This window comes from Microbacterium sp., assembly GCF_040394595.1.
Taxonomy (GTDB): Bacteria; Actinomycetota; Actinomycetes; order Actinomycetales; family Microbacteriaceae; genus Microbacterium.
On sequence record NZ_JBEBSA010000005.1, the window covers coordinates 90,147 to 103,191 of the forward strand.

The window sequence follows — 13,045 nt, forward strand, 5'->3', positions numbered from 1 at the left end:
CGTTCGGACCGGAGTCAGCCGATCGAGACGTTGGTGGTCTGCACCGGCTCGTTGTAGATCTTCTCGATCTCGCCCGCGAAGTCCTTCAGGATCTCATTGCGCTTGATCGAGAGCTTCGGGGTGAGGTGTCCGCTCGCCTCGGTCCACTCCACCGGCAGGATCGTGAACTTGCGGATCGACTCGGCGCGGGAGACCGTCTTGTTGGCCCGATCGACGGCGCGCTGCACCTCGGCGCGCACCGCGTCGTTGTTCGCGGCGTCGGCGAGGGACATGTCGGCGGGCAGCGAATTGTTCGCCAGCCAGGAGGGGAGCATCTCCGGGTCGAGGGTGACCAGCGCCGAGATGAACGGCTTCTGATCGCCGACCACGACGACCTGTCCGACGATCGGGTTGGCGCGGATCGGGTCCTCGAGACCGGCCGGTGCGACGTTCTTGCCGCCGGCGGTCACGATGATCTCCTTCTTGCGACCGGTGATCGTGAGGAAGCCCTCCGCGTCGAAGGAGCCCAGGTCGCCCGTGCGGAACCAGCCGTCGTCGAATGCGGCCTCGGTCGCCTCGGGGTTGTTCCAGTACTCCTTGAAGACGTTGATGCCGCGCACCTCGATCTCGCCGTCGTCGGCGAGGCGGACGCCGACGCCCGGGAGCGCGGGGCCGACCGTGCCGATCTTCGACTTGTCGGCGAGGTTCACCGTCGCGGGGGCGGTGGTCTCGGTCAGGCCGTAGCCCTCGAGGATCACCACGCCGAGGCTGTGGAAGAAGTGACCGAGGCGTTCCCCGAGCGGCGCCGACCCCGAGATCGCGTAGACGACGTTGCCGCCCATCGCCTCGCGGAGCTTGCCGTAGACGAGCTTGTCGAACAGCCAGAACTTGGTCTTGAGGCCGAAGGGGATCTTCCCGCCCTTCTCCTGCAGCTTCGAGTACTCAATGGCGACCGCCGCCGCCGAGCGGAAGATCTTGCCCTTGCCGCCGGCCTCGGCCTTCTGCTCGGCCGAGTTGTAGACCTTCTCGAACACACGGGGGACCGCGAGCAGGAAGGTCGGCTTGAACGAGCCGAGCGCGGGCAGCAGCTGCTTCGTGTCGGGCTGGTGCCCGGTGCGGACCCCCGCATGGATGTCGAGGATGGAGATGAAGCGGGCGAAGACGTGCGCCGTCGTGATGAACAGCACGGTCGAGGCGCCCGGCGTCGTGACCACGGTGTCGAGCGACTTCGCCGCGTTGCGGGCCAGCTCGACGAAGTTGCTGTGCATGAGCACGCACCCCTTGGGACGCCCGGTCGAGCCCGAGGTGTAGATGAGGGTCGCGATGTCCTCACCGCGTGCGAGCGACCGGCGGCGCTCGATCTCGGCGTCGTCAACGCCGGCGCCCTGCGCGGTCAGCGCATCGATCGCGCCCAGATGCAGCTGCCACACCTCGCGGACCAGGGGCAGCTCGCTGCGCACCTCGTCGACGCGGGTGAAGTGGTCGGCGGACTCGACGATGAGTGCGATCGCGCCGGAATCCTCCATGATCCACTGGATCTGGGAGGGGGAGCTGGTCTCGTAGACCGGCACCATCACGGCGCCCGCATAGAACAGCGCGAAGTCGACGAGCGTCCACTCGTAGGTGGTGCGTGCGATGAACCCGACCTTCTCGCCGGGCTGGATGCCCGCGGCGACGAAGCCCTTCGCGAGGGCGATCACCGCCGTGCGGAAGTCCGTCGCGGAGATGTCCCGCCAGCCCGCCCCGTCTGGCACCGAGAACAGCGCGAGGTTCGGGGTGGCCTCCACCCGCTTCTCCAGCAGATCCGTGACGTTCGCCTCGGGGTCGGCGGGGACGATCGCGGGGACTTCGAACTGAACCACGGCAGCTCCTTCGGTACCTGTCGGACTGGTTGCACCGAGTCTACGTCATGGGATTCAGTCGCGTGGAAAGTGGGACTCGGTAGCGGTCTCATGCTCGCGTCGGAGGGCGCGGCGATGCATGCCCGCGCGGCGGGCGCACGGCGGCTAGACTTCTGGCGATGTTCTACTGGCTGATGAAGTACGTCGTGATCGGGCCGCTGATCAAGGCGATCTTCCGACCCTGGATCGTGGGGCTCGACAACGTCCCGGTGTCCGGCGCTGCCATCCTCGCGAGCAACCATCTCTCGTTCGCCGACTCGATCTTCCTGCCGCTCATGATCGACAGGAAGATGTCGTTCCTCGCGAAGAGCGACTACTTCACCGGCCGCGGGATCAAGGGCTGGGCGACGAAGACCTTCATGAAGGCCACCGGCCAGCTGCCGATCGACCGCTCCGGCGGGAAGGCCTCCGAGGCGTCCCTCAACACCGGCCTGCAGGTGCTCGGCGGCGGTGACCTGCTCGGGATCTACCCGGAGGGGACGCGCAGCCCCGATGGCAAGCTCTACCGCGGACGCACGGGCATCGCGCGGATGGCGCTCGAGGCGAAGGTGCCCGTCATCCCGGTGATCATGGTCGACACCGACACGGCGATGCCGATCGGCCAGCGCATCCCCCGGGTGATGAGGGTCGGCATCGTGATCGGCGAGCCCCTGGATTTCTCCCGCTACGCCGGGATGGAGAACGACCGCTACATCCTGCGGTCCGTCACCGACGAGATCATGGTCGCGTTGCAGCGCCTCGGGGCCCAGCAGTACGACGACGTGTACGCGTCGACGGTCAAGGACCGCATGCCGGTGCGCACCCGCTGACCGCGGCGCTGGGCCCGTCACGGAGGCCCGGGGCGCATGCGCCGCCGACTAAGCTGGGGGGATGCCACAGCCGCTCTCCGCACCGGAACACCAGGCCTCCGATCCCGTGACCACGGCGCCCGGCGCCTATGACCTGCGGAAGCTCGACGAGTGGCGCACGCTGCCGATCAAGCAGCAGCCGCAGTGGTCAGACTCCGAGCGGGTCGCCGAGGTCTCCGGTCAGATCTCCGGGCTGCCGCCGCTGGTGTTCGCCGGCGAGGTGGACAACCTTCGCGAGAGGCTGGCGCGCGCGGCCTCCGGCAACGCCTTCCTGCTGCAGGGAGGGGACTGTGCCGAGACCTTCGCCGGGGCGACCGCCGACCAGATCCGCAACCGCATCAAGACCGTGCTGCAGATGGCCGTCGTCCTCACCTACGGCGCCTCCATGCCCGTCGTGAAGATGGGGCGGATGGCCGGGCAGTTCGCCAAGCCGCGCTCGAGCGACACCGAGACCCGGGGCGACGTCACCCTGCCCGCCTACCGCGGCGACATCGTGAACGGCTACGACTTCACCGAGGGATCTCGCCGTGCCGATCCGGGACGCCTGCTGCAGGGGTACCACACCGCCTCGTCGACGCTGAACCTCATCCGGGCGTTCACCCAGGGCGGTTTCGCCGACCTCCGCGAGGTGCACTCGTGGAACCAGGGCTTCGCGAAGAACCCCGCCAACCAGCGCTACGAGCGTATGGCCGCGGAGATCGACCGTGCGATCAAGTTCATGGAGGCGGCCGGTGCCGACTTCGACGAGCTCAAGCGAGTGGAGTTCTTCACCGGCCACGAGGGGCTGCTGATGGACTACGAGCGCCCGATGACGAGGATCGACTCCCGCACCGGCACGCCGTACAACACCTCGGCGCACTTCCTGTGGATCGGTGAGCGCACGCGTGAGCTGGACGGGGCACACGTCGACTACTTCTCCAAGATCCGCAACCCCATCGGCGTCAAGCTCGGGCCGACCACCACGCCCGAGACCGCGCTCGCGCTGATCGACAAGCTCGATCCGGAGCGGGAGCCGGGACGCCTCACCTTCATCACGCGGATGGGGGCGGGGAAGATCCGCGACGCGCTTCCGCCGCTGCTCGAGGCCGTCAAGGAGTCGGGCGCGACGCCGCTGTGGGTCACCGACCCGATGCACGGGAACGGGATCACCTCCGCGACCGGCTACAAGACCCGCCGGTTCGACGACGTCATCGACGAGGTGCGCGGTTTCTTCGAGGCGCACCGCGCCATCGGCACGTTCCCCGGCGGCATCCACGTCGAGCTCACCGGCGACGACGTGACCGAATGCCTCGGCGGCTCCGAGCAGATCGACGAAGAGGGCCTCGCGACCCGCTACGAGAGCCTGTGCGATCCGCGGCTGAACCACATGCAGTCGCTGGAGCTCGCCTTCCTCGTGGCGGAGGAGCTTGAGAAGCGCTGAGTCCGGTCCCCGGATGACCTGCAGGGGAAGGGCGCGCCTCCACGGAGGCGCGCCCTTCCCCTGTCCGCGGTCAGGAGCGGCGTCGGGCGAGCAGCAGCCCGGCCCCGATGAGGAGGAGCACACCCGCGCCGATCCCCACGGGGAGCAGCCAGGCATTGTCACCGCCGGTCGTCGCCAGGTCGCCGCCGTCGGAGGGGCCGCCGTCCGACGGCCCGCCGTCGCCGTCGCCCGGACCGTTCCCCGCGGTCACGGTGATCGACACGCGGGCGGAAGCGTCGCCCGCCTCTCCGACGATCTCGTGCGCTCCCGCGGTCGTCGCAGAGGGGACGGTCGCGGTCAGTGAGACGATGCCGGAGGCATCCGCCTTCGCCGTCCCGAGCGCGACGGGCGTGCTGTGCAGCGTGAACTGGACCTCGGCGCCGGCCGGGAAGCCGGTGCCGGTGAGCGTGAGGTTCGCGCCCGCCCGGACGGTCGTCGAGGACGCCTTCAGAGTCGGCGTCGCGGGGGTCTCGGTTCCCGGGAACACCTGCGCGGCATCCCCGAGACGGAGAAAGACGGTCTCGCCGGTGGCGTCCTTCAACCCGTCGTTGTCGGTGACGGCGTAGAGCCGCCCATCGGCCGCCTTGGCGAAGCCCTCGAGCTTCTCCTGCGTCCATCCCGCGGTGGTGCGCAGCGCGGGGAGCACATCGATCGCGGTCTTCTTCTCGAGCACCTTCAGCGGCTCGCCGAACACCGCGCCGGTGTCGTCGGAGGGGATGTCGACGCGGGTGACCCGCTTGACCGCCGCCGCCGGGCCGTTCAGCTTGTCGCGCTCGACGATCGCGAACGTCCCGTCGCCGATCGCGGTGATCTCGGAGAGGCCCATCCAGTCGCCCGCGACCGAGGTGCCCTCCAGACGATATCCGTACCAGCGCCACTGCCCGGACGCCGGGTCCAGGCGGCCGATCCGGGTGACGTCCTCGCCGTCGACCGTGCCCTTCGCGAGATCGGCGGGGTCGTTCCAGAGCGGTCGCTGCAGCACGGTGTAGACCTGCAGGTCGGCGCCGGCGCCCGTGAGCGTGATGCCCTCGAAGCCCCACTTCCCGACATGGGCCGCCACCTCGGCCGGCAGCGGGTACCGCTTCAGTACCGCTCCGGAGGCATCGGCGTGGACGACGACGTTCCCTTCTCCGGTCGCGCCCTCGACGGCGAGCCAGAAGGTTCCGTCCGCCGCGGCGGCGATCCCCTCGACGTCGAGGTCGGCGGGGGCGCCGTCCTCTGTCACGGCGAAGGAGGAGGTGATTCGCGCCGGCTCGGCGGACACGTCGACCGAGTAGATCGTCGCAGGGGAGAGCGCGGAGTCGCTGGCCGCGTACAGCGTCGACGCATCGGCCGGGTCGCCCGAGAGGGCGCCGAGCGCCGACCATCCGATCGGGTGACCGCCGACGACGTCGGAGACGATGCTCGGCTGTCCGGTCGTCCCGGTGCCGAAGGAGAAGACGTTGACGGCGGCGCGGACCCCCTTGGGCGCGTCGTCGGTCTCGCTCGAGACGATCAGCAGGTTGCGCTCGGGGACCGGCAGGATGCCCTCAGGGCCGTTGGTGGTGAACAGCACCTGGCGGAAGGCGGGCTTCCTCGGGTCGGTCATGTCGTAGACGGCGACGAAGTTCGACCGCTCGCTCGCGACGAAGGCGTAGGGGGTGTCGCCGAACTTCGCGAAGGCGAGCCCCTCGGGCTCCGCGCCCTTCTTCGCGGCGCGGTCCTCGTTGTGCAGTCCATACTGCACCGCGAGGTTGGCGAAGGTGTTCCCGGCGTCCCACGCCACCTCGCCGGTCAGCGCGTCGAACACCGTCCAGCCCCGCGTGCCGCCCTTCCAGTCTCCCTCGTTGGCGGTGGCGACCAGGCCGTCGCCGACCCAAGCGATCGCATCGGGTTCGCGCGGCGTGGCGGGGATCGAGCCCGTGAGGTCGATCTTCCCGTCCTTCTTGACGTCGATCCCGTCGACCGCGACGGATCCGGTCCCGAAGACCGAGAGGATCTCACGCGTGGGCAGGTCGATCACCGCGACGCCGTTGTTCTCCTGGAGGGTCACGGCCAGGCGGTTCTTCGCGTCGATCGTGACGTACTCGGGCTCGGGATCCTGCGGGGTGTCGAGGCCTGCGGCGGCGACGATCGGCAGAGGGGCTCCGGCGTCGTCGAGGAGGGAGACCGGTATCGCCGTCCACGCCGCGGGGTCGGCGCCCAGGGCGATCACCTGGACGAAGCCGCCCGGGAGCTGAGGGAGGTCGCCCTTCTTCCCGCCCGCTGGGGGGAACTCCTCGTCGCGCTGGTTCTCGATCGCGATCGCCGCATAAGCGCCGTCGGGGGAGATGGCGATCGAGTCGGGCTGGCCCTGGAGATCGATCGAGCGCACCAGGGAGCGGTCGGAGGCGCGCAGCACGTCGAGGCGGCCCTTCGGCGCGGTGAACTCACCCCCGGTCTCGTCGACGACCACGAGCACGAAGTCGCCGTAGGCGGCGACCGATGTCGGCTGGTCGTCGGCGTGGCCGAGATCGGCGAGCGAGACGGTCCCCATCCCCTTCGGCGCCTTCGGGTCGGTGACGTCGAGGAAGCCGACGCGCTTTCCGAGGGCGTCGGTGTAGATCACGGTGCCGTCGTCGGTGATCGTGGAGATCTCCGACACCGTCGGCAGCGAGGGATCGACCCCCGCGGGGACGTTGAGGTACACCGGATAGGTCGCGGCACGCGAGAACGAGGGCGCCTGGGCGGCGGCCTGAGCAGAGGACGGCGCGGCGCCGGCGCCGGCCGCGCCCACGAGGAGACAGGCGGTCAGCGCGACGGGGATCGCCGTGCGCAGCGGGGAGGGTCGAGAGGGCATGGAGGCTCCAGATCGGCGGCGGGTGACACCGCCAGACTGCTGAGCGCCGGAGAAGCCCGCGTGCCGATCCGGTGAAGTCTCGCCGACCCGGCGGTGAACGGGAGGTGACCGCGCCGACCTCAGTCGGCGACGCGGACGCGCACTTCTGTGCCGCGGTCGACGGTCTTGCCGGCGCCGGGATCCGTTCCCGTCGCGGTGAAGAGGTTCCAGATGAACTCGGGCACGTTCGTGACGGGGTTCAGATGGTTGTCGCGGAGGATCTTCATCGCATCGGCGAGGCTCTTGCCCGAGATGTCGGGGATCTTCACCGGCTGCGGGCCCTTCGAGACCACCAGCTGGATTGCGTCGCCGGGTCGCCAGAGGCCCTTCTCGGCGCGGTCCGAATGCCGGATGACGTTGCCCTTCGCGATCGTGTCGCTCCACTCCTCGGGCCGGTCGCCGCTCACCTGCAGCCCGACGTCGGTGAGGGTCTTCACCGCTTCGTCGACGGGGCGGTCGACGACGTTCGGGAGCGCGCCGAGCGAGACCTGGATCGTCGCCGCGTCCTGCTCGAACACGGTGCATCCCTCGCCGCAGCCGAAGGCGTCCCCGCCCTTGCGCGGGGTGATCCGCACGTTCAGCACCTGGTCACGAGGCATGTCGGCGAAGTACTCCTCGGCCTTGTCCGTGACGTTGAGGTTCGCCTCGGCGAGGATCCGGCGCACGTCGTCCTGGGACTGTCCTGCCAGTGCGGGGAGCTTGTGCTCGGCGGGGCCGGTCGAGACGACCACCCGCACCTTCGCGCCCTTGTCGAGACGCTCTCCGGCGCCGGGCGAGGTCTCGATCGTCCTGCCCGCATCCACGTCGACCGAGTTCTTCGGCACCTGGACCGGCACGAAGCCGTCCTTCTTCAGCACCGCGGACGCCTCGTCCCAGGTCTTGCCCTGCAGTGCGGGCACGGCGATCTGCGAGCCGGGGCCGGAACCGAACCACCACCCGGCCCCGCCGGCCAGCACGGCCAGCAGGAGCACGAGCGAGAGGAGCAGCGCCCCGCGGGAGCGTCGGTGCGCCGTGCGACGGCGCAGCAGCGTCGCGTTGTCGACGTTCTGCGGCACCGGATCCGTCGGCCCGGTGATCGCACCGGTCCCGGGAAGGATCTTGGTCATCCCGCCGGTGTCCGCGGCGCTCTGCGGAGGCACGGGGACGGCGGCCGTGACCTGCGGCTTGACGTCGAGCTGGCGCTCGATCTCGCGCAGGCGGTCGAGCATCTCCTGCGCGTCGATCGGACGCTCGTCCGGCACCTTCTCGGTGGCCCACAGCACCAGCTCGTCGAGCTGCTCCGGCACCCCGGGATTGCGGACGCTCGGGCGCGGCACCTGCTCGGTCGCGTGCTGGAAGGCGATCTGCATCGGCTGCTCGCCCTTGTAGGGCTGCTCGCCGACCAGCATCTCGTAGAGCATGATGCCGAGCGCGTAGATGTCGCTGCGGGCGTCGGCGGTGCCGCGGGTGACGAGCTCGGGCGCCAGGTAGGCGATCGTGCCCAGCAGCTGGGCCCCGGTCGCGGTGTTCGCCGTCGTCGCCCTGGCGAGCCCGAAGTCGCCGATCTTGATCCGTCCGTCCTCGGCGAGCAGCACGTTCTCGGGCTTGACGTCGCGGTGCACGATGCCGGCGCGGTGCGCGGCGGCCAGACCGGACAGCACCGCGTCCATGATCGTGATGGTCTGCGGCACGCTCAGCCGCTTCTGCTCACGGAGCAGCTCGCGCAGGGTGATGCCGGGCAGGTACTCCATGACCAGGTAGGCGAGCTCGCCGTCCTGTCCCTGGTCGAAGACGTTGACCACGTGAGGGTCGGCCAGCCGCGCGGCCGCGCGCGCCTCCTGGATGAAACGGCTCTGGAACGCCGAGTCGTCGCTGAGGTGCGCGTGCATCACCTTGAGCGCGATGCGGCGCTCGAGGCGCAGGTCGGTGGCGACGTAGACGGTCGCCATCCCTCCGCGCGCGATCCGCGCGCGGACACGGTACCGACCGTCGACAAGCCGACCGATGAGCGGGTCGGCTTGTTGATTGGTCACGAAGAGAGTCTAGGGAGAAGTGCCTGCGAGCCCGCGGAACGGCTCGCCCTCCCGGCGAGGAAGGCGGGGGAGGAGGCGGTCATCGGATGGTCGCCAGCCAGCGGTGGGCCTGCTGCTCCCACTGTCCGTACCGATCGGGGAAGTCCGAGATCTGCACGGCCTGCGCCGCTCCGCTGAAGCTCATGCCCTGCCAGCCGGCGATGTCGAGGAGCCCGCGGGACTTCGCCCCGTTCGGGTCCTGGCGACCGCCGTAGAAGACCCGGATGCTGCGATCCGCATCGCGGATCTGCGCAGCGGTGCCCCAGCCCTGACTCGGGCGCTGCTGGAAGAGCCCGAGGGAATCACGATCGCCGTGGTCGAGATTGCGCAGTCCCGACTCGACCATCGCCGTGGCGAGCGCGATGGCGATGCCGCGCTCGGAGACGCCGAGCTGCTTCCCGATGCGGATGATCAGCCGGGCGTTCGCCGTCTGCGTCGCATCGAGCGTCGTGAAGCGCTGGCCCCCGCTCCGAGGCGGCCGGACGTCGAGGGTCTGGCCCGGGTAGATGATCGCGGAGGCCCCGAGCCCGTTGACCGCGAGGAGGGCGGACACCGTGGTGCCGTACTTCTTCGCGATGGCGAAGAGAGTGTCTCCGGGGCGCACGGTATGGGCTTCGGCGGTACTGGCCGGTGCTGACGAGGAAGCCGGCGCGGCCGCCGGTGCGGCGTTGAGACGCAGTTTCTGACCCGGATAGATGATCGACGACGCGTTCATCCCGTTCGCCGAGAGGATCGCCGCGACGGTGGTCCCGCTCCGCTTCGCGATCGCGTACACGGTGTCGCCCGGCGCGACCACGTACACGGCTCCGGTGGCCGCGGCAGGAGCGGCGTGCGCCTTCGCGGGGGGAACGAGACGCAGCGTCTGTCCGGGATGGATGACCGAGCGGGCGGTGAGCCCGTTCCAGGAGAGCACGTCGGCGGGGCGGAGGCCGTACTTCTTCGCGATGCCGTAGACGGTGTCCCCCTGACGTACCTGATGGGTCGTCGGCTTCGCGGCTGAGGGGGTGCGGAGAGCGGACGCGGCGCCTCCGGCGGGGCGGAGGTCTCCGCGGGCGGCGGGCACCTCCTCGGCCCCGGCGGGGGTGGCGGCGAGCGTCGCGGCGAGTGCGCCGACGACGACGGCCGACAGGCTCAGCGGCAGCCGGCGATCGCGGGCGGTGGCGGTGCTCATGTCAGTTCCCCCTTGTGGACAGCACTTGACACGCTGGCATGGTTGTATACGCATGTCAACAGGAGTGGCTGATGAGACTGGTGTTACTGCAGTGACGAAATGCGTCTGCACGGCGGGCGTGAGATAGTGGGCACGTGTCCGAGAACGCTTCCGCATCGACCGCCTGGCTGACCATCCCCGACCTCGTCGAGATCCTCGGCGAATCGCAGGGCCGGGTGCGACGTCTTCTGGACGAGCACTACCTCATCGGCTCCCGTCGCAACGGGCCGCTCGCCGTGCCCGGGGTGTTCGTCGTCGACGGGCATCCGCTCCCGTCTCTCCGCGGCACGATCATCGCCCTGCAGGACGCCGGGTTCTCCGATGACGAGGTCATCGACTGGCTGCTCGCCGAGGAGGACACCCTGGGGCGCAGCCCGATCGACGCGCTGCTCGCCGGGCACAAGAGCGAGGTCCGGCGCGTCGCGCGCACGCTCGCCTGAGCGTCCTCACCGGGTACGGCTGGTCGCCGCCCGGAGGAGGTCGCGCAGCTCTCCGACGGCCGCATGGTCCAGCGGGGCTCCGATGAGAGCCCGATCGGCCTCCGCCGCATAGCCGGAGATCATCTCCTCGACGCGTTCCAGAGCGCCGGAGGCGACGATGGTCGCCTGGAGCGAGGAGATCTGGGAGTCATCCAGCCCGGGATCCCCGAGGACCTCGTCGACGGTGCGCCGCGCCCCGGGTGCGAGTGCCGCCCTGGTCAGCGCGATCAGCACCGTCCTCTTGCCCTCCCGCAGGTCGTCGCCGGCCGGCTTGCCGGTGACGGACGCGTCGCCGAAGACGCCGAGGACGTCGTCGCGGAGCTGGAAGGCCATCCCCAGGGGGTGCCCGAACGCGCGCAGGGCGGCCAGGGCGACGGGGGAGGCGCCGGCGAAACAGGCTCCGAGCACGAGCGGCTGCTCCACGCTGTACCTCGCCGACTTCAGCGATGCCACCCGCAGGGCCCGCTCGACATGGGATGCGGAGTCGTGCACGCTCCAGGCGGACTCCTCGGCGACATCGAGAAGCTGCCCCACCGTGACGTCGCGCCGCATGCGGGCGTACTCCGCCCTCACCGCTGCGGCATGGGGGTGGTCGTGGAGGGACTGCTCGGCGAGATCGTCGCTCCACGCGACGAGGAGGTCGCCGAGGAGGATGGCCGCCGAGCGGCCGTAAGCCTCGGAGTCGCCGAGCCAGCCCGCATCGCGGTGCGCCTGCTCGAGGGCGCGGTGCGCGGCCGGGAGGCCGCGGCGGACGTCGGAGTTGTCGATCAGGTCGTCGTGCACGAGGGCGGCGGACTGGAAGACCTCCAGCGCGGCGCAGAGGTCCCACAGGGCGTCCGACTCCGTCGCGCGGGGGTCCTCGCGGCGGGCGATCGCCGCCCACCCGGTGCGGCAGAAACGCGCTCGAAGTCGCTTCCCGCCTCGAAGGGTGGCGGACGCGGCGTCGACGAACGCGGCGGCGTCGTCGCCGTCCGCGGCCCGCTCCTCCCTCATCCGGGTGACGAAGAGACGGAGGCGGGTGGCGACGGCGTCGGGGACCGCAGCTGATGCAGACACGATTCTCAGCCTAGATGCAGCGAATGAGAGGCGGGATGCTGGCCACTCGCGCTTCTGCGCGCGTAAGATGGGAAGACGAACCCGAGGGGGATGGACATGCCTCTTTCCGAACAGGAGCAGCGGCTTCTCGACGAGATGGAACGCCATCTCCTGCAGAACGATGCCGACGTCGTCACCGCGCCGTCGGGCGACCGCTCGCTCAGCTACCGCAATCTCGTCTACGGAGCGCTGCTGCTGCTCGCGGGAGTCGGCGGCCTGATCGCCGCCGTCGCTCTCGGGAGCTCTCTCGGCAACGTCCTCAGCATCATCATCGGCGTGGTCGCGTTCCTCGCGATGCTGGCCGGCGTCATGGTGGCCTTCACCCCGGTGCGACGCACCGAGGCCCCCCGCCCTTCGCACGCGAAGGAGTCCGCCGGCTCCGCTTCCTTCATGGATCGCATGAACGACCGCTGGGATCGGCGGCAGGGCGAGCGCTGACCGCCGCCCTCTGATCTCCGAAGCCCGGATGCCCTGAGCATCCGGGCTTCTTTCGTTCCTCCACTTTTCCTCCACTGACGCTCCACCGTCCTCCACTGCCGCGGAATCCGCATGATTCCGCGGCTTTTCTGCGTACATGTGCGGAAGAGGGGTCAAGAGAACCCCGAGACGCGGTCAGATATTCCTTGAATGTGGAGGGAAGTGGAGTAAAGTGGGGATCACCTCGAGTTGGCCGGACGCAGAGGGGGTGATGGCCGATGCTGCTGGGGACCCACACGCCGAAACTGGACGACAAGGGGAGGGTGATCCTCCCTGCGAAGTTCCGCGAGGACCTCGCCGGCGGCATCGTGGTCACCCGAGGTCAGGAACGGTGCCTGTACGTGTTCAGCACCAGCGAGTTCGAAGCGGTCCACGAGCGGATCCGCCAGGCCCCGCTGAGCAACAAGCAGGCGCGCGACTTCCTGCGGCTGTTCCTCTCCGGCGCCAGCGCCGAGATGCCGGACAGCCAGAACCGCATCACCGTCCCCGCCCATCTGCGGCAGTACGCCGGGCTCGAGAAGGAGCTCGTCGTGACCGGTGTCGGCGCCCACGCCGAGATCTGGGATGCCACGGCCTGGAACGACTACCTCGCGAGCAACGAGGAGAGCTACGCCGATCTGGAGCAGGAGGTGATTCCGGGCCTGTTCTGACCTCGGCTGTGATGCCCCGCCGCTCCGCCCCGACACACT

The 13,045-nt window shown here is 69.8% G+C and carries 10 protein-coding genes; 5 read left to right on the top strand and 5 right to left on the bottom strand.

Translation table 11 applies throughout. The features are described 5' to 3' along the window. Positions 1–14: 14 nt before the first annotated feature. A complete protein-coding gene (locus ABWO84_RS08500; protein ID WP_353114086.1) occupies positions 15–1,841 on the bottom strand; it encodes an AMP-dependent synthetase/ligase in 1,827 nt (608 codons plus the stop codon). A 158-nt stretch (positions 1,842–1,999) separates the two neighbouring features. Here ABWO84_RS08500 and ABWO84_RS08505 point away from each other — a divergent pair, with 158 nt between their 5' ends. Continuing rightward, positions 2,000–2,689 carry a lysophospholipid acyltransferase family protein gene (locus tag ABWO84_RS08505; RefSeq protein WP_353114087.1) on the top strand — a complete coding sequence of 230 codons (690 nt, stop codon included), beginning with the start codon at positions 2,000–2,002 and terminating at the stop codon, positions 2,687–2,689. A gap of 61 nt (positions 2,690–2,750) precedes the next feature. Then, positions 2,751–4,148 (top strand): class II 3-deoxy-7-phosphoheptulonate synthase, encoded by a 1,398-nt coding sequence (locus tag ABWO84_RS08510; protein ID WP_353114088.1) that lies wholly within the window; start codon positions 2,751–2,753, stop codon positions 4,146–4,148. A gap of 70 nt (positions 4,149–4,218) precedes the next feature. Here ABWO84_RS08510 and ABWO84_RS08515 read toward each other — a convergent pair whose 3' ends face one another. From ABWO84_RS08515 to ABWO84_RS08525, 3 genes are all read right to left on the bottom strand, one after another. Continuing rightward, complete coding sequence (locus ABWO84_RS08515) at positions 4,219–7,005, bottom strand: esterase-like activity of phytase family protein (protein ID WP_353114089.1); 2,787 nt, start codon at positions 7,003–7,005, stop codon at positions 4,219–4,221. Between the two features lie 119 nt (positions 7,006–7,124). Next, the gene (gene pknB / locus ABWO84_RS08520; protein WP_353114090.1) at positions 7,125–9,056 is read right to left on the bottom strand and encodes a Stk1 family PASTA domain-containing Ser/Thr kinase; all 1,932 of its coding nucleotides are present in this window, start codon (positions 9,054–9,056) and stop codon (positions 7,125–7,127) included. A 79-nt stretch (positions 9,057–9,135) separates the two neighbouring features. Further along, positions 9,136–10,266 carry a LysM peptidoglycan-binding domain-containing protein gene (locus ABWO84_RS08525; RefSeq protein WP_353114091.1) on the bottom strand — a complete coding sequence of 377 codons (1,131 nt, stop codon included), beginning with the start codon at positions 10,264–10,266 and terminating at the stop codon, positions 9,136–9,138. Between the two features lie 134 nt (positions 10,267–10,400). On the opposite strand from ABWO84_RS08525, the gene ABWO84_RS08530 reads away from it, so the two are divergent. Beyond that, the gene (locus ABWO84_RS08530; protein WP_353114092.1) at positions 10,401–10,745 is read left to right on the top strand and encodes an Rv2175c family DNA-binding protein; all 345 of its coding nucleotides are present in this window, start codon (positions 10,401–10,403) and stop codon (positions 10,743–10,745) included. A 6-nt stretch (positions 10,746–10,751) separates the two neighbouring features. Here the strand turns inward: ABWO84_RS08530 and ABWO84_RS08535 are convergent, their stop codons facing one another. Continuing rightward, the gene (locus ABWO84_RS08535) at positions 10,752–11,840 is read right to left on the bottom strand and encodes a polyprenyl synthetase family protein (RefSeq protein WP_353114093.1); all 1,089 of its coding nucleotides are present in this window, start codon (positions 11,838–11,840) and stop codon (positions 10,752–10,754) included. A gap of 96 nt (positions 11,841–11,936) precedes the next feature. On the opposite strand from ABWO84_RS08535, the gene ABWO84_RS08540 reads away from it, so the two are divergent. Beyond that, the gene (locus tag ABWO84_RS08540) at positions 11,937–12,317 is read left to right on the top strand and encodes a DUF3040 domain-containing protein (RefSeq protein ID WP_353114094.1); all 381 of its coding nucleotides are present in this window, start codon (positions 11,937–11,939) and stop codon (positions 12,315–12,317) included. 257 nt (positions 12,318–12,574) lie between these two features. After that, the gene (mraZ, locus tag ABWO84_RS08545) at positions 12,575–13,006 is read left to right on the top strand and encodes a division/cell wall cluster transcriptional repressor MraZ (protein WP_353114095.1); all 432 of its coding nucleotides are present in this window, start codon (positions 12,575–12,577) and stop codon (positions 13,004–13,006) included. Positions 13,007–13,045: the final 39 nt, after the last annotated feature.

Excerpts from the sequence above, each read along its gene's own strand:
- ABWO84_RS08505 (WP_353114087.1), top strand. The coding sequence starts at position 2,000 with ATGTTCTACTGGCTGATGAAGTACGTCGTGATCGGGCCGCTGATCAAG.
- ABWO84_RS08510 (WP_353114088.1), top strand. The coding sequence starts at position 2,751 with ATGCCACAGCCGCTCTCCGCACCGGAACACCAGGCCTCCGATCCCGTG.
- ABWO84_RS08515 (WP_353114089.1), bottom strand. The coding sequence starts at position 7,005 with ATGCCCTCTCGACCCTCCCCGCTGCGCACGGCGATCCCCGTCGCGCTG.
- ABWO84_RS08525 (WP_353114091.1), bottom strand. The coding sequence starts at position 10,266 with ATGAGCACCGCCACCGCCCGCGATCGCCGGCTGCCGCTGAGCCTGTCG.
- ABWO84_RS08540 (WP_353114094.1), top strand. The coding sequence starts at position 11,937 with ATGCCTCTTTCCGAACAGGAGCAGCGGCTTCTCGACGAGATGGAACGC.
- mraZ (WP_353114095.1), top strand. The coding sequence starts at position 12,575 with ATGCTGCTGGGGACCCACACGCCGAAACTGGACGACAAGGGGAGGGTG.